The sequence below is a fragment of the Streptomyces sp. NPDC001515 genome (assembly GCF_053597115.1).
The window spans coordinates 52,145-67,682 of the sequence record NZ_JBSFHN010000035.1; the positions used below are offsets into that span (position 1 = coordinate 52,145).

The 15,538-nt window shown below is 75.0% G+C and carries 12 protein-coding genes; 4 read left to right on the forward strand and 8 right to left on the reverse strand.

What is annotated here, in order from left to right:
- Window positions 1–2: 2 nt before the first annotated feature.
- Window positions 3–308 (reverse strand): 4a-hydroxytetrahydrobiopterin dehydratase, encoded by a 306-nt coding sequence (locus ACWCXC_RS30020; RefSeq protein WP_450891076.1) that lies wholly within the window; start codon window positions 306–308, stop codon window positions 3–5.
- A gap of 60 nt (window positions 309–368) precedes the next feature.
- Here ACWCXC_RS30020 and ACWCXC_RS30025 point away from each other — a divergent pair, with 60 nt between their 5' ends.
- Window positions 369–1,178, forward strand: a complete 810-nt coding sequence (locus tag ACWCXC_RS30025; RefSeq protein ID WP_450682988.1) for a helix-turn-helix domain-containing protein — start codon at window positions 369–371, stop codon at window positions 1,176–1,178.
- Between the two features lie 102 nt (window positions 1,179–1,280).
- On the opposite strand, the gene ACWCXC_RS30030 is transcribed toward ACWCXC_RS30025, so the two are convergent.
- From ACWCXC_RS30030 to ligA, 4 genes are all read right to left on the reverse strand, one after another.
- Complete coding sequence (locus ACWCXC_RS30030) at window positions 1,281–2,024, reverse strand: YoaK family protein (RefSeq protein WP_450891097.1); 744 nt, start codon at window positions 2,022–2,024, stop codon at window positions 1,281–1,283.
- Window positions 2,025–2,163: 139 nt separating this feature from the next.
- Complete coding sequence (gene secD, locus ACWCXC_RS30035; RefSeq protein WP_450891077.1) at window positions 2,164–4,533, reverse strand: protein translocase subunit SecD; 2,370 nt, start codon at window positions 4,531–4,533, stop codon at window positions 2,164–2,166.
- Between the two features lie 1,045 nt (window positions 4,534–5,578).
- Window positions 5,579–6,427, reverse strand: coding sequence for a rod shape-determining protein (locus ACWCXC_RS30040; protein ID WP_450891078.1), 849 nt, complete (start codon window positions 6,425–6,427; stop codon window positions 5,579–5,581).
- 202 nt (window positions 6,428–6,629) lie between these two features.
- The gene (ligA, locus tag ACWCXC_RS30045; RefSeq protein WP_450891079.1) at window positions 6,630–8,780 is read right to left on the reverse strand and encodes an NAD-dependent DNA ligase LigA; all 2,151 of its coding nucleotides are present in this window, start codon (window positions 8,778–8,780) and stop codon (window positions 6,630–6,632) included.
- 210 nt (window positions 8,781–8,990) lie between these two features.
- Between ligA and ACWCXC_RS30050 the strand changes: the two genes are divergently transcribed.
- On the forward strand, window positions 8,991–10,043 hold the full coding sequence (locus ACWCXC_RS30050) for a LacI family DNA-binding transcriptional regulator (protein ID WP_450682993.1): 1,053 nt from the start codon (window positions 8,991–8,993) through the stop codon (window positions 10,041–10,043).
- Between the two features lie 74 nt (window positions 10,044–10,117).
- Here the strand turns inward: ACWCXC_RS30050 and ACWCXC_RS30055 are convergent, their stop codons facing one another.
- Together ACWCXC_RS30055 and ACWCXC_RS30060 are read right to left on the reverse strand one after the other, a co-directional pair.
- The gene (locus ACWCXC_RS30055; protein WP_450891080.1) at window positions 10,118–12,256 is read right to left on the reverse strand and encodes an alkaline phosphatase family protein; all 2,139 of its coding nucleotides are present in this window, start codon (window positions 12,254–12,256) and stop codon (window positions 10,118–10,120) included.
- Between the two features lie 149 nt (window positions 12,257–12,405).
- A complete protein-coding gene (locus tag ACWCXC_RS30060; protein ID WP_450682995.1) occupies window positions 12,406–12,810 on the reverse strand; it encodes a hypothetical protein in 405 nt (134 codons plus the stop codon).
- A 240-nt stretch (window positions 12,811–13,050) separates the two neighbouring features.
- On the opposite strand from ACWCXC_RS30060, the gene ACWCXC_RS30065 reads away from it, so the two are divergent.
- A complete protein-coding gene (locus ACWCXC_RS30065) occupies window positions 13,051–13,833 on the forward strand; it encodes an MBL fold metallo-hydrolase (protein WP_450682996.1) in 783 nt (260 codons plus the stop codon).
- Entirely contained in the window at window positions 13,833–14,459 is a 627-nt protein-coding gene (locus tag ACWCXC_RS30070) for a DedA family protein (protein ID WP_450683019.1), read from the forward strand. Before ACWCXC_RS30065 ends, ACWCXC_RS30070 begins: the two co-directional genes overlap by 1 nt.
- A gap of 9 nt (window positions 14,460–14,468) precedes the next feature.
- On the opposite strand, the gene ACWCXC_RS30075 is transcribed toward ACWCXC_RS30070, so the two are convergent.
- Window positions 14,469–15,521, reverse strand: a complete 1,053-nt coding sequence (locus ACWCXC_RS30075) for an MBL fold metallo-hydrolase (protein WP_450682997.1) — start codon at window positions 15,519–15,521, stop codon at window positions 14,469–14,471.
- Window positions 15,522–15,538 lie beyond the last annotated feature (17 nt).

Consider the following 15,538-nt stretch of genomic DNA (forward strand, 5'->3'; position numbering starts at 1 on the left):
CGTCACTCGGCGCCGTGGGCGGGGGCGGCGGCCGCGACCCGGCCGGCCAGCTCCAGGTCCTTCGCGGTGACCTTGCCGCCCGCGTCGTGCGAGTTCACCGAGAGGGCGACGGTGTTGTAGCCGAGCGTCAGATCGGAGTGGTGGTTCAGCTCGTCCTGGATGCGGGCGACGTGCATCGTGAACGCGGCGGCGGCGATGTGGGAGGGCAGCCGGTAGGAGCAGGCGATGCGGTCCCCCTCGACCTCCCATCCGGGCAGCTCGCGCAGCCCTTCCTCGATCGCGTGCGGCGGCAGGGGTGCGGCGGGCATGGACGGCTCCCTCGTCGGGGTCGGGTGGGACGGCGCTCCCGGTGACGTTACGGTCTCGGTATGACAACTGTCGCGCTTGACACGGGGGTAGGGCCGCTGCTGCGCAGCTGGCGGGAGCGTCGTCGGATCAGTCAGCTGGAGCTGGCCCTGCGGGCCGACTCCTCGGCCCGGCACATCTCCTTCATCGAGACGGGCCGCGCCCGTCCCAGCCAGGAGATGGTCCTGCGGCTGGCGGAGCACCTGGACGTGCCCGTACGGGAGCGCAACGCGCTGCTGGTGGTCGCCGGATACGCCCCGCACTACACGGAGACCGCGCTCGACGACCCGGCCATGGGCGCGCTGCGCGAGGGCCTGGACCGGCTGCTGCGGGGGTACGACCCGTATCCGGCGTTCGTCGTGGACGGCCTGTACACGGTGGTGGCGGCCAATGACGGGATGCGCCGCATGCTGGACGGGGTGGCGGACCATCTGCTGGCGCCGCCGCTGAACGCGATGCGGCTGACCCTGCACCCCGAGGGCATGGCCCCGCACATCCGCAATCTGCGGGAGTGGCGGGCCGATCTGCTGGCGCAGATGGAGCGTCAGATCGCGTTGGCCCGTTCGGTGGAACTGCGCGCCCTGTACGAGGAGGTGGCGGGCTATCCCGTACCGGACCGGGAGCCGGACGCGTCGGGCTGGGAGCCGCCCTCGGCCTCCGCGCCGTTCGCGCTGCCGCTGGTCATCGAGCACCACGGGCACGTCCTCTCGTTCGTGGCGTCCATCGCCACGTTCAACACCCCGATGGATGTGACGGTGGCCGAGCTGGCGATCGAGACGCTGCTGCCGGCCGACGCGGCGACGGCGGCGTATCTGCGCTCCCTCGCGGGCTGACCGGCGCGGACGGCGGCGTATCTGCGGTCGCTCGCGGGCCGACGCGGCGCGGACGGCCGCGTATCTGCGGTCGCTCACGGCTGCCCCGGCGCTGACGGCCGCTCACTTCTTGACCGCCGGGCCGATCCACGCGCCGTCCGCGCGGGCCAGGAGCCGGGCGGCAGGGCAGAGCAGCACGAGGATCGCCGAGGCGAGCACGAGCGGCAGGGCCGGACGCCCGTGCAGCACCGCCACGGCGCCGGCCAGGGCGCCGGCCAGCATGGCCGCCGCCGACAGGGCGCGGCGGCCGGCCCGGCTGCCGCCGCCACCGACGAGCCGGCCGTCGGCGGCGATCCCCGTGATGGTCAGGGTGAGGACCGTGGTGGTCAGATCGGTCACGGCCAGCGCCCGCGCGACGGCGTTCTGCACGCCGAGGCCGAGGGCGAGCAGCACGATCAGGGTGAAGCGGGCGCCGCCGTGGAAGGGGCTGCCCGCGACCAGCGCGACGGCGAGCGCGGCCAGGACGCACGGCGTCTGGGCCCACAGCCCGTACAGCAGCATCCGGCCCCGGTGGGCGCGGGCGCGGTGCACGATCCCGCCGCCGGTCAGCGCGCCCGCCGCGAAGGCGACGAGCGCGACCAGGGAGGCGGCGAGGGAGAAACCGGGCGCGCCGGCGACCGCGAACCCGGCGAAGACCACGTTCCCCGTCATGTTGGCGACGAAGACCCGGCCGAGCTCCAGATAGCTGACGGCGTCGACCAGACCGGTGACGACGGTCAGCGCGAGCATCAGCGGCGGCAGCGGACCGTGCCGGTCGTCCGGGCCGGGTACGAGGGTGGTCCATGCCTCACGCAGCACGACGGGCACGGGCATGGGCACGCTCCGATCACGGGGGTACGGCTACGACGCGGTGTGATCAGGATCGTGCCGCCGCACCCGGCCCGGGGGGAGCGTGCGGCGCGTGTCGCCGCCCCCGCACCACGGGGGCGCGGGGGCGGCGACGGGGTCAGACCCGCGCGCCGTTGTCGAGCGGGTCGCGGCGGCCGGCGCCCGAGCGGGCGCGCGGGGCGCGCGTCCGGGCCGGGGGCGGGACCCTGCCGCTGCTCTCCAGCAGCAGCGCTCCCGGGACGGCGGTCATGACCGAGGAGTACGTGCCCACGACGATGCCGATCAGCAGGGCGAGGGCGAAGTCCTCCAGGGAGTCACCGCCGAGCACCGCCAGCGCGGTGAGGATGAACAGCGCGCCCATCCCGGTGTTGACGGTCCTCGGTACCGTCTGCAGGACGGCCTGGTTGGCGACGTCCGCGAGTGGCTTGCGACGGGCCTTGGCCCACAGCTCCCTGACCCGGTCGAAGACCACGACGGAGTCGTTGACCGAGTAGCCGATCACGGTGAGCAGCGCCGCCAGGAAGACGCCGTCGACGGTGCGCCCCAGCCAGGCGAAGGCGCCGATCAGGATGATCACGTCGTGGACGAGCGCCCCGACCGAGGCGACGGCGAAGGTCCAGCGGAACCGGATGGCCAGATAGGCCAGTTGGACCAGGACCGCGATCGCCAGGGCGATCAGGGCGTTGCGCCGCAGTTCGTCGCCGAGGCTGGGTCCGATGAGTTCGTCGCGGACCTTGGTGGTCTCGCCGCCCTCTTCGGCGAGCGCCGCGCGCAGCCGGTGCTCGGCGTCGTTGTCGAGGTCCCCGGTGCGTACGGAGATGTCACCGGCGCCCGCGGTGGTGACCTCGGCATCACCGAAACCGGCCCCGGCCAGCACCGTACGGGCCCGCTCGACGTCGACGGGCCGGCTGGTCGCGTACTCGACGAGCCGGCCGCCGGTGAACTCGACGCCCAGGTTGACGCCGCGTACCACGATGCCCGCGACGGCCAGGGCGACCAAGACGGCGGAGACCATCAGCCAGCGGCGCGGGGTGCGCATGAGCTGCGGGTCGCGACGGGTGATCCAGGTCCGCACCCGCCCCGGGCTCGCGATGCCGTTGACGCCCCGGTAGTCGGAGACGAACCGGGACCGGGAGGCCGTTTCGGTGAGCACCCGGGCGACGACCAGCGCGGAGAACATCGAGGCGAGCACACCGATGCCGAGGGTGACGCCGAAGCCCTTGACCGGTCCGGAGCCGAGGAAGAAGAGCAGCCCGGCGGCGATGAGCGTCGTCACGTTGGAGTCGGCCACCGCGCTCCAGGCGTGCCGGAATCCGGCGACGAGCGAGGTGCGCAGGGAGCGTCCCGGCCGCGCGGCGTACTCCTCCCTGGCCCGTTCGAAGACCAGGACGTTCGCGTCGACCGCCATGCCGATGGCGAGCACGAACCCGGCCAGCCCCGGCAGGGTGAGGGTCACTCCGAGGCCGACCAGTGCCGCGTACGAGATGAGTCCGTAGGCGGCCAGGGCCACGGCGGCGAGGGCGCCGAAGAGCCGGTAGACGACGGTGATGAACAGCGCCGTGGCCGCGGCGCCGATCAGGGCGGCCCGCGCGCTGGCGTCGATGGCGTCGGCGCCGAGCGTGGGTCCCACGGTCCGCTGCTCGACGATCTCGACGGGCACGGGCAGGGCGCCGCCCTGGATGAGCAGGGCCAGTTCGCGCGCCTCGTCGGCGCTGAACGCGCCGGTGATCTGGGTCGATCCGGAGGGCAGTCCGGTGTTGCAGGCGACGCCCGGGGAGACCTGCGGCGAGGAGATCACCTTCTCGTCCAGCACGATGGCGACCCGGCGCCGTTCGTCCTGGACGGGGTGGCAGGCCGCCTCCCCGGTCAGCTTGGTCCAGTCCCGCCCGGCGTCCTTGTGGAAGTCCAGCGCGACCGACCAGCCCGCCCCCTGCTGCGCGTCGAACGAGGCCGAGGCGTCCTTGACCCCCGCACCCGAGAGCGCGACGGGCCCGAGGGCGAGCAGCCGGCCCTGCTCGTCGGGGAGCGTGGGGCCTTCGGTGCCGGGGGTGGCGGTCTTCCCGGACCCGGACCCGGCCTCGGCCTCGGGCTCTGCCCCCGCTTCGGCGTCGTTGTCGGCGGCGTCAGCGGCGTTGCCGGGGCCGCGTACGGCGTGGAAGGTGAGCTGGGCGGTGCGGCCGATGACCTCGGCGGCCTTGCGCGGGTCTTGGACGTCGGGGAGTTCGACGATGATCCGGTCCTCGCCGGACCGGGTCAGGGTCGGTTCCGTGACCCCGAGGGAGTCGATGCGCTTGCGGAGCACCTCCAGGGTGCGATCGGTGCTCTGCCGGTCGGCCTTCGCCGTGCCGGAGTCCTTCGCCTGGAGGACGAGCCGGGTGCCGCCCTGGAGATCGAGGCCCAGGCGGGGGGACATGGTCAGCGTGATGAGCACGGAGACGAGCAGTACGGCTGCGGCCAGTACCGCCCGCACCGTGGTGGCGCGGGTCATGCGGGGGTCCTCCGAGGGGTGCCGGACGGGTGGTTCCGGACCCCTCGGAGGCGGCCGGTCCTGCGGAGGAGAGCGGTTCCTCCACAGGACGGCCGGATCTCGGGTGCTTCGTTCGGATCGAGTCAGCAGGATGCGAACGAGAGGCCCTGGGAGCGCGGAACCGTCACGGCGGTGAGGTGGGTCGGGACCGGTGCCGGGTCCCACGGCCGGTGAACGGCCGCGCTCGGGGGCCCGCGCACGCCGGGCAGCGCGGCGCGGAATCGGTCGGCGGCCGCCGCCTCGGCGGCGGACGGCCCCCCGGGGACGGGGTGCGGAGGCGGAAGGCCGGGCGGGGACGACGGCAGGAAGCCGGGCCCCGGGGGCGGCAGATGCTGCGGAGAACGCGGCTGCTCGGGCACGGCCCACGGCTGGGTCGCCGCCCAGGGCGGAGCCACGACACCCGGGTGCGGAACGGCCCACGAGCGCGGCCCGGCAGCCCGCTGCAGCGCGGCAATTCCCTGCGGCGCGGCCCAGGAGCCCGGCGCGGCGCGAGGCGCGGGTCCGGCTCGCGGATGCGGGTGGGCACGCGGCTGGGCACCGGTGGCAGGGGCATTCGCGGTGCCGGTGGCGGGGGTGTTCGCGGCAGTCGTGCCAGCGGTGGCGGGGTTTCTCGTCGTGCTCGCGGTGCCGGTGGCGGGGGTGTTCGTGGTGGCCGCAGGGTTGCCCGTGGTGGTCGTGCCGACGGTAACGGGCGACGATCCGGTACGGGTCGATGCCCCGGGCGACGACATCGCGGCGTCGCCCGGCACGGCGCCGGTGGCGGCGCCGGGGATCGACGCGAGCGCGAGGGGCGCTGCGGCGGCGGGCACGGACGCGGTCGCGGCTGTCCCCGGTACATGGCCCAGGGCCGACGGCGCGGCGCCCGTCACCGCGAGGACGGCGAGGAGCAGCGCGGCGAGGAAGCGCCGGGCGGCCGTGCCACGGAGTGGCGGAACGCCGTGCGGTGCCGGGGTGTGCGGCCGGACCCCTCGGGGTGGGGTGCCCCGGGGCGGCCCCGGGAGGGGGGTCACCTGGTCCGGCCGGGCAGGGCGGGGGCGGCATGGCGGAGCACGGAGCTGAGGACCAGTCCCGCGCCGCGGACGACCGTGGTCGCCGGGTCGTCGGTGAGCCGGACCGGGACGCCGAGGCGGACGGCGACGCGGTGGGTGATGTCCGGACGCAGCGCTCCCCCGCCCGTGAGCAGCGGCCCCCTGCGCAGGGCGCCGAGCAGCGCCCCGTGCCGGTCCTGTCGCCACATGTCCATGACCATGTCGAGGACGGTGCCGACGACGGCGGTGGGCGGGGCTCCGGCCTCCAGATCGCTGGTGCCGGTCTCGGCCAGGCGCGCGTCGCGCACCCGGCCGCCGACGAGGAGCGTGGTCTCGGTCAGTTCGGCGCCGATGTCGACGACGAGCAGCGGTCCGCCGTCGTGCGGTCCGGCGCAGGCGGCCGCCGCTCTGGCGCTGTCCAGGACGATGACATCGGCCGGGCCGAGTGCGACGAGCATGTCCCGCGCCGCCGCCCGGTGTTCCGGGCCGGTGAGCAGGGGATGGCTGAGGACGATCACCGCGTCGCCCCGGTCCGCGCCGAGCGCGGTGTCCGCGATGCGGCCGAGTGTCCGGCCGCAGGACTCGGGATCGACGATGCGCCCGCGCCGGACCGGGCGGCTGCCGTGCGGGGACGCGTCGGCCGGGCCGGAAGCGGGGTCCGCGACGACGCCCTGCCCGGGGATCCAGGCGCGGATGCCGGAGCTGCCGAGGTCGAAGGCGAGCCCACGGGTCACGCCGTGGCGCGGAAGCCGGAGCGACGTCGGTCGCTGCCGGTCCGGCCGGTGACCGGATCCGGTCCGCCGGAGCCCGTCGCGCACAGAACGCATCGCCCCTCACCCCCGGTCCGCCGCAGCGGCCCGTCCACACACCCATGGACCCGCGCATCGCGAGGCATGGCCGAACCCTCACTATGCAATAGGGAGGCAAAGAAAGCCACTTCCATGCAAAATCCAAGGTCACCCCGGCCCCGCAGACGCCCGGGGCGGCCCCGCCCCCCAATGCCCCGGCGGCCGGCGGTCCGCCGTGGGCTCAGACCGCGTCCGGCAGGAACGCGGCGACGAGCGCGGCGAACTCCTCCGGGTCGGATATGCGCACCCCCAGGTCCTCCGCCTTGGCGCGCTTGGAGCCGGCCTTCTCACCGGCCACCAGGAGGGTGGTGCGCTTGGAGACGCTGGAGGAGGACTTTCCGCCGGCCCGCTCGATCAGCTCGTTCATCTGGTTGCGCGACAGCTTCTCCAGGGCGCCGGTCATGGCGCCCGTGACGACGACGGTCATCCCGTCCAGCGGCCCGGCACCGGCGCTCCCGGCATCCCCGTCCTCGCCCCCGCCCGCCGTACCGTCGATGCGCTCCGTGCCCTCCGTGCCCTGCGCGCTCTCCGCGCCGGGCTCCGGCGGCGGGGTCGCACCCGGCTCGGTCATCGTGAGCCCGGCGGCGACCAGCTTGTCGATCAGCGGGGCCAGCTCCACCAGCTCCGCGACGACGGCCGCCGCCTTCTCCTTGCCGATGCCCTCCACTCGCTGGAGCGATTCGGCGTCGGCGGCGCGGATCCGGTCCATGTCCGCGAAGTAGCGCGCGATGCGGCGGGACATGGAGCGGCCGGTGCCCCGCACCCCGAGCGCGCAGAACACCCGCGAGAGCGGCTGGCGGCGCGCGGCGTCGATCGCGGCCAGCAGATTGTCGGTGCTGGTCTCGCCCATCCGCTCCAGCGCCAGCAACTGCTCGCGCTCCAGGGCGAACAGATCGGCGAAGTCCTTGACCAGGCCGGCGTCGACGAGTTGCACGACCCGGGTGGCGCCCAGGCCCTCGATGTCGAGCTGGTCGCGCCCGGCCGCGTACGAGATGGAGGCGACCAGGCGGCAGTCGCGGCCCCGGACGCAGCGCCAGCGCTGCTCACTGGTGTCGATCTCGGACCCGCACTGCGGGCAGGACTCGGGGAAGACGACCGGCTGCTCCTCGCCCGTGCGCAGATGGGCGACCGGGGCCTCGATACGGGGGATGATGTCGCCCGCCTTGTAGACCGTCACGTGGTCGCCGACGCGCAGATCGCGGCGGGTGATGTCCGCGGGGTTGTGCAGGGTGGCATAGCCGACGGTCGATCCGTCGATCTCGACCGGCTCCAGGACGGCGCGCGGGGCGATGATGCCGGTGCGGCCCACGTTCCACTCGACGCCCAGGAGACGGGTGACCTTCTCGACCGCCGGGAGCTTGTAGGCGATGGCCCAGCGCGGCGCCCGGCTGCCGGAGCCGGCGTCCCGCCGGTCCGCCGCGAGGTCGGCCTTGATGACGATGCCGTCGATGCCGAAGGACAGCGAGGTGCGCAGCGAGGCGATCTCGTCGATCCTCGCCTGGACCTCCTCCACGGTGGCCAGGGTGCGCGGCGCCACCACCGTCTCCCCTGCGGTGTGGACCCCGAGGCCGGCGGCGTAGGTCAGCGTCTCGCCGTGCGGCAGTTCGGCCAGGTCCTCGGCCGTCTCCCCCGAGTCGGGCAGGGCGACGACCCCGTAGGCGAAGAACGTCATCTCCACCGTGTACGCCCGGTCCTTGGCGCGCAGCGTGCCGGCCGCGCCGTTGCGCGCGTTGGCGAAGGGGGCGCCGCCGTGCGCGGTGCGGGCCGCGTTGGCCCGCTCGAACTGCTCGGCCGTCATCAGGATCTCGCCGCGCAGCTCGATCGTCACCGGCTCGCCCAGCTCGGCCGGGAGGCCCACCACCGTACCGATCGCGTGCGAGACGTCCTCGCCCGCGGTGCCGTCGCCCCGGGTGATCAGCCGCTCCAGCCGGCCCTCCCGGTACCGTGCGGCGACCGCGAGGCCGTCGAGCTTCGGCTCGACGCTCCAGGCCGTGACCGGGCGGCCTATCCGCCGCTCCAGCGAGGCGGTCCAGGTAGAGAACTGCTCGGCCGAGAACACGTTGTCCAGGGAGAGCATGGGCACCGTGTGCGGCACGTCTCCGACGACGGTGCCCCCGGCCACCTTGCCGGTCGGCGACTCGGGCAGCACCTCCTGCGGATGCGCCTCCTCGTAGGCGGCGATCCCGCGCGCGAGCCGGTCGTACGCGTCGTCGTCGAGCGCGCTCTCGCCCGTGGCGTAGTACGCGGCGGCGGCCCGGGACGCCTCTTCGACGGCGGCGGCGTAGGCGGCGGTGTCGGCGAGCACAACTGCTGAGTTCGTCATGTGCTCCATCCTGCCGTCCACCACTGACAACGCCCTGGTCGTGGAACGGTCCGCCGGTCCCGGCGTGCGCCCCGGACCACCGCCCCGCCGCCCGCGCGGAATCGCGAACCCGCCCCGCCGCCGGGCCAGTCGGAGGGGCCGGGCCGAGCGCGCGCGAGGGGGGCCGGGCACCGGCCGGGCGGACGTTCCGCCGGTCGTATCACCCGGTATAAAGACTGCATGACTGCCGAAGCTCCCCCGCCCACGCGTCCCGCCACCCTGGAGGACGTGGCCGGGGTGGCCGGGGTGTCGCGGGCGACGGTGTCCCGGGTGATCAACGGGGCGACCACCGTGGACCCGGTGCTGCGGCGGATGGTCGAGGAGGCGGTGGAGGCCACCGGGTACGTGCCCAACCGCGCGGCCCGATCCCTGGTGACCCGGCGGACCGATTCGATCGCGCTCGTCGTCTCCGAACGCGAACGGCGCGCCGTGGCCGAGCCGTTCGTGGGCCGGATGTTCTCCGATCCGTACTTCGGGCGGGTGGTCACCGGCCTGTTGGAGGTGCTGCGCCCGGCGGGCATCCAGCTGGTGCTGATGCTCGCCGACGACCAGGAGTCGCGCGGACAGCTCGTCTCGTATCTGCGTCACGGCCATGTCGACGGTGTGGTGCTCATCTCCTCGCACGCGGACGATCCGCTGCCGGGGCTGCTGCACGAGTCCCGGCTGCCCGCGGTCCTGGCGGGGCGGCCGCTCCGGCCGGTGCCGCTCACCCATGTGGACGCGGACCAGCGGGCGGGCGCGCAGTTGGCGGCCGACCATCTGGCCGCGCTGGGCCGGCGGCGGATCGGCACGGTCGCGGGTCCGCAGGACATGCCGGCCGGGCGGGCGCGGCTCGCGGGTTTCCTCGACGCCCTCGCGGCGCACGGCATCCGGGACGTGGCCTGCGCCGAGGGCGACTTCACGCACGCGGGCGGGGCAGCCGCGATGCGGCGGCTGCTCGCGGAGCGGCCGGATCTGGACGCGGTGTTCATCGCGTCGGACCTGATGGCCCTGGGGGCCGTCCCGGTGCTGCTGCGGGCCGGCCGCGACGTGCCCGGGGACGTGGCACTCGTCGGGTTCGACGACAGCAGCGCGGCCCTGGCCTGCGATCCGCCGCTGACGACGGTCCGCCAGCCGATCGAGGAGATGTCCGCCGAGATGGCCCGGCTGCTGCTGACGCAGATCGCCGGGCCGGGAGCACCGCCGCCGTCGGTGGTCTTCCAACCGACGCTGGTACGGCGGCAGTCGGCCTGAGCCGGGGCCCTTCGCCCGCACCGTGACTCGCGTGCGTATGCACGGGCTCACGGGCTCACGGGCTCACGCGAACTCTAGGACGTATGCCCGGAGTCCGGGGCTTGCCGGGCCGGGGCGACGGCGGGCGCGCGCCGTGCCGTGCGGCGGCCGAAGCGGCGCGCGCCGGTGCGGTGGCGGGTGCCGGGCAGCGGGACCTGGGGGCCGGACACCTCGCGCAACCAGCGTCGCAGCACGCGGTGAACCGATTCCGCACCGACCACTCCGGCCGCCGGTACGCCGTCCTCGCCGAGGATCTCCAGGGGGTCGGTCATCTCGCGCGGCCAGAGCAGGAAGGGGTGGGACTGGGCGCCGCCGAGGCCGCCGTGCGAGCCGATCTGCTCCTCGAAGGCGTGGACGGTGCCCGTCTGCGGGTCGTACATGGAGTTGACCATCACGTCGGCGACGTGCGGGAAGGTGTCGGTGCGCCGGATCGCGTCGGCGGCCCCCGGCCCGAAGGGGGCGAGCGGGCCCTGTCCGTCGGCCAGCTCCGCGACCGGGACGCGGGCGCCGTCGCGGCCGAGGACGACCGATCCGTCGCGCTCGCTGCGGACCAGCAGGAAGCCGATCCCGGGGTGGTTGGCGAGGGTGCCCAGCAGCGCGGGGTGGCGGCGGTCCAGCTCTTCCTGGGTGGCGCGGCCCTCGATGTCCGGGAACGAGATCAGACCGAGGTTGCCGGAGGCCAGGACGACGGGGTCGGAAGGCGTCGCCGCCACGTGCTCCTCCTCGCTCTGGGCGGCGACCGGGCGGTGCAGGGCGATGCGGACGGCGTCGCGGGCCTCGGAACCGCTGCGGGTGCGCTGGGCGCGGCGGGGGACGGGCAGTCCGCTGCCGGCCCGGACGAGGTCCTTCAGGGTCAGTCCGTACGCCCCGGCGAAGGTCTCTCCCGGGCTCTGGCCGTGGTCGGACAGGAGGACGATGCGGTAGCGGCGCGGGGTGTGCTCGGCGACCTTGACGATCAGGGCGAGGGCGCGGTCCAGCCGGGCCAGCACCTTGCGGGCGTCCCGGCCGTGCGGTCCGGAGTGGTGGGCCACCTCGTCGTACGCCACCAGATCGGCGTAGACGGCGGTCCGGCCGGCGAACATGTCCCCGATGACGGCGGCGACGACCACATCGCGTTCGACGACGGTCGCGAAGGCCCGGATGAAGGGGTAGAGCCAGCCGCGTTTGATCCGGGGGGTCTCCTTGCGGATCCGGGCCCGGGTCGACTCGCCGATCTCGCGGCCGACCTCGGCGACGAACGAGAGAGCGGTGCGGACGGCGTTGGCCGGGTCGGTGAAGTAGGCGAAGTACCCGGCGCGGGAGCGGCGGCCCTTGCCGCGCCGGGCGGCCATCGACAGCACCAGGGCCAGCTGGTCGGCGCCGCCGCTGAAGAGGTTGCCCCGGCTGGCTCCGTCCACGGTGAGGAGCCCGCCGTCGTGGGTGCGGACGATGGCACGGCGCTGGAGTTCGAGGGCGCTCGCGGGGCGGCTGGAGACCATGACGGCGCCGGTCTCCTTCTCGTACCAGCGGAAGGCGGGCACGTCGTGGTTGCTGCCGTGCAGGATGCCGAGCTGGCTGGCGCCGGTCTGGCTGGACCAGTCGGTGCGCCACGGGGTGAGCCGGTGGCCGGCCGGGTCGGCCAGCCAGTGGGCGACGGTGGGCATGACGCCGTCGGCGGCGGCGCGGGCCAGGACGTCGTGGCCGACGCCGTCGAGCTGGAGGAAGACGGTGCCGGGCGGGCCGTCCTCGTCGGTGCCGTACGCACCGCTGCGGCGGCGGCGCCGTTCGGCCAGGCGGGAGAGGCGGCGCCGGTAGGCGTTGTCGTCGCGGACGGCGAGGGCGGTGGAGGTCGCGGAGGCGACGGCGGACATCACGGCGGCGACCACGACGGCCGTCTCCGGGGCGGCGGCGCCGCGCCCGTCGGGGATCAGCCGCAGGGCGACGATCAGCAGGGAGCCGTTGAGGAAGAAGACGAGCATCCCGAGGACGAGCGCCGGGACGATGAGCAGCGCGCGGACGAGCAGCGGCCAGACGAGGGCCGAGAGCAGACCGAAGGCGCCCGCTCCCCAGGCCGCGGTGAACGCGGTCTTGGTCCAGCTGTCACCGTCGGCGGACTGGAGCTGGAAGTCCGGGAGGATCCCGGCGAGCACCAGCAGGGTGAGGGTCGAGACACCCCACACCGCGATCACTCGCATCAGGGCGCTCCCGGCCGTCCGCCATCGCCCGCCACTCACTCCGCCGCCACCTCACACGTCCGGGACCTGCCGTTCCGGTCCCCGCCCCAGCCTTTCACAGGGGGCGGAACGGGCGGCGGAGCGGTGGCGGGGAGCGGGCCGGGCCCGGGTCAGCAGCCGTCGTAGCCGGCGGTCGGCATGGAGAGTCTGCGGTGGACGCTGGCCTTGGTACGGGAGCTGTACTCCGGTTCGTCGAGGCCGGCGATCTCCAGCCGGACGCCCCGGCGCGCGCACTCGGCGGCGAACTGCGGCACCGAGGCGACCGCGCGGGCGAGGACCCGGTCCGTGGGGGCGACGAACAGCTCGACCTCGCCGCCCTCGACATCGGCCCAGAGCGCGTGGTGGTCGGGGCGCATCCCGTAGAGGCGGAGCTGCCGGGTCACCACGTATCCCTGGTCGGCGGCCCAGCGGGCGCACATGGCGTGCTGGCTGCGGGTGTCGACGAGGAAGGGTTCGCTGTCGAGTTCCTCCAGCGGCGTGAGGCTGGCGATGGCCGCCACCCGTACGTCCCCCATGGCCGTCTCCCCGTGCTGGTTCCTGTCCGGAGTGCTCCGACCCTACCCGTCGGATTCCCGCACAAGAAGGCGCGCGTCGGGCCCGGTGGGCGTACGGGGAGCGGGGGCGCGCGCCGGAGCCGTGCCGCGCGCCCCGGCACAAGCGGCCGGGGCCGTGCGCGGCCGTGCGGCCGGGACTCGCCGTCCGGGCGGGCCTGGCGCCCCGTAGGCTCGTGGGCAGACGACGGAGGGAGACGGCGGGTGTCGGTGGACATCACCTGGTGGGGCCATGCCACCTGCACGATCGAGGACTCCGGGGTCCGGTTCCTGACCGATCCCCTCTTCGTACGGCGCTTCGCGCATCTGCGCCGGCGCCGGGGCGCGCTGCCCCCGCCGGCGGCGGCGGTCGCGGACGCGGTGCTGATCTCGCATCTGCACACGGACCATCTGCATGTGCCGTCCCTGGCCCGGATCGCCCCGCGGGCACGGCTGGTCGTCCCGTTGGGGGCTCCCGCGGCGGTGCCGGGGCTGCGCGCCCTGCGCCGGGAGCGCGGGGTGCGGATCACCGAGGTCGCCCCGGGCGACGAGCTGCGCGTGCGCGGCGTGCGCGTCCGGGCGGTGCCGGCGCTGCACGACGGGCGGCGGCTGCCGCTGGGCCCGCACCGCTGCCCCGCGCTCGGGTATGTGGTCGAGGGCGAGGCGCGGACGTACTTCGCCGGGGACACCGGGCTCTTCGACGACATGGCGCGGGCGGTCGGCCCGGTGGACGTGGCCCTGCTGCCGGTCGGCGGCTGGGGGCCGTATCTGGGGCACGGGCATCTGGACGCGGGGCGTGCCGCCGAGGCGCTGGCCCGGCTCGCGCCGCGTGCGGCGGTCCCGGTGCACTACGGCACGTACTGGCCGATCGGGCTGGACGGGGTCCGACCGCACGAGTTCCACGCGCCGGGCGACGAGTTCGTGCGGCAGGCGGCGCTGCGGGCGCCGGGCGTGGCGGTGCACCGGCTGGCGCACGGCGAGCATGTGCGGCCGGGGGCGCGCGGGTGATCCCGGAGTTCCTGCGGCAGACGGCGACGCTGCCCCCGGAGTCGACCCAGCAGGCCGTCGGCTATCCGTCGTTGTTCCTGCTGGTGGCGCTGGGGGCGCTGGTGCCGGTGGTACCGACGGGCGCGCTGGTGAGTTCGGCGGCGGTGGTGGCGTTCCACCAGTCGTCTCCGTTCGCCCTGCTGGTGGTGTTCGCGGTGGCGTCGTCGGCGGCGTTCCTCGGTGACATATGCCTGTACTGGCTGGGTCAGCGCGGGGTGGGGTCGAAGAACGGTTCGCGGTGGCTGCGGGCGATCAGCGACCGGGCGGCGCCGGAGCGGCTGGCGCAGGCGCGGCGGAAGCTGGACGAGCACGGTGTGGTGGTGCTGGTGCTCTCGCGGCTGGTGCCGGCCGGGCGGATCCCGGTGATGCTGGCGTGCCTGCTGGGCCGGATGCCGCTGCGGCGGTTCGCCCGGGGCGATGTGCCGGCGTGCCTGGCCTGGGCGGCGACGTACCAGCTGATCGGGATCCTGGGCGGTTCGCTGTTCCCGGAGCCGTGGCAGGGGGTGGTGGCGGCGGTGGGGCTGACGCTGCTGATCAGCGCGGCGCCCGGGGCGTGGCGCCGGCTGCGGGCGTGGTCGGGGCGCTGACCGGGGTGGTCAGCGGCCGACGGGGCGGGGTTCGTCGGCGGTGTCAAGGAGGCGGGAGCCGCCGATCGGCAGGTCCCAGAGGCGTTCGCGGGGGTGCCCGGCGCGCCGCCAGGCGGTGCGCAGCCGGGTGAGCGGTTCGAGGACGGGTTCGGCCGAGAGCAGGAACGTCGCCCAGTGCATGGGGGCCATGGAGTGGGCGCCGAGGTCCTCGTACGCCTGGACGGCCTCCTCCGGGTCGGTGTGCACGTCGGCGAGCCAGCGGCGCGGTTCGTAGGCCCCGATGGGCAGCAGGGCGAGGTCGATGCCGGGATGGCGGCGGCCGATCTCGGTGAACCAGTGGCCGTAGCCGGTGTCGCCGGCGAAGTAGATCCGCCCGCCGCCGGGGCCGGTGGTGTCCTCGACGACCCAGCCGCCCCAGAGCGAGCGGCAGGTGTCGGTGAGGGTGCGCCGGGACCAGTGGTGCGCGGGGACGAAGTCGAAGCGGACGCCGTCCAGTTCGGCCGATTCCCACCAGTCGAGTTCGGTGACGACGGTGAATCCCCTGCGGCGGCACCAGGGGCCCAGTCCGGCGGGGACGAACAGGGGTGTGTGCCGGGGCAGCCGGCGCAGGGTCGGGGCGTCGAGGTGGTCGTAGTGGTTGTGGCTGATGACGACGGCGTCGACCGGCGGCAGGTCCTCCCAGCGGACGCCGACGGGGGTGATCCTGGCCGGGGTGCCCAGGATGCGGCGGGACCAGACGGGGTCGGCGAGGATCGTGAGGCCGCCGGTGCGGATGATCCAGCTGGCGTGCCCGGCCCAGGTGACGCAGGTGGTGCCGGCCGGGGCGGCGGGCAGTGGTTCGGGGGCGTGGGGCAGCCGGTGGATTCCGCGCAGTCCCTCGGCGTTGGGCCGGACGGAGTGCTCCCGGGCCAGCCGGGTCAGGCCCAGGACGCCGGGGAGCGGCGCGGTGAGCCGGTCGGCGAAGCTCCGGGGCCAGACGCGCGTCTCGCCGAGGGGACGCGGGGCGAGCACACGGCCGTGGGAGACCTCCCGGGTGCGGGCGCCCTCTGGTCGTTCCGTCATCGCGTGCTCCCGTCTCC

Bases quoted from the DNA above. Each gene is read 5' to 3' on its own strand.
- ACWCXC_RS30020 (WP_450891076.1), bottom strand. From the start codon at position 308: ATGCCCGCCGCACCCCTGCCGCCGCACGCGATCGAGGAAGGGCTGCGC.
- ACWCXC_RS30025 (WP_450682988.1), top strand. From the start codon at position 369: ATGACAACTGTCGCGCTTGACACGGGGGTAGGGCCGCTGCTGCGCAGC.
- secD (WP_450891077.1), bottom strand. From the start codon at position 4,533: ATGACCCGCGCCACCACGGTGCGGGCGGTACTGGCCGCAGCCGTACTG.
- ACWCXC_RS30040 (WP_450891078.1), bottom strand. From the start codon at position 6,427: ATGCGTTCTGTGCGCGACGGGCTCCGGCGGACCGGATCCGGTCACCGG.
- ligA (WP_450891079.1), bottom strand. From the start codon at position 8,780: ATGGAGCACATGACGAACTCAGCAGTTGTGCTCGCCGACACCGCCGCC.
- ACWCXC_RS30050 (WP_450682993.1), top strand. From the start codon at position 8,991: ATGACTGCCGAAGCTCCCCCGCCCACGCGTCCCGCCACCCTGGAGGAC.
- ACWCXC_RS30055 (WP_450891080.1), bottom strand. From the start codon at position 12,256: ATGCGAGTGATCGCGGTGTGGGGTGTCTCGACCCTCACCCTGCTGGTG.
- ACWCXC_RS30060 (WP_450682995.1), bottom strand. From the start codon at position 12,810: ATGGGGGACGTACGGGTGGCGGCCATCGCCAGCCTCACGCCGCTGGAG.
- ACWCXC_RS30075 (WP_450682997.1), bottom strand. From the start codon at position 15,521: ATGACGGAACGACCAGAGGGCGCCCGCACCCGGGAGGTCTCCCACGGC.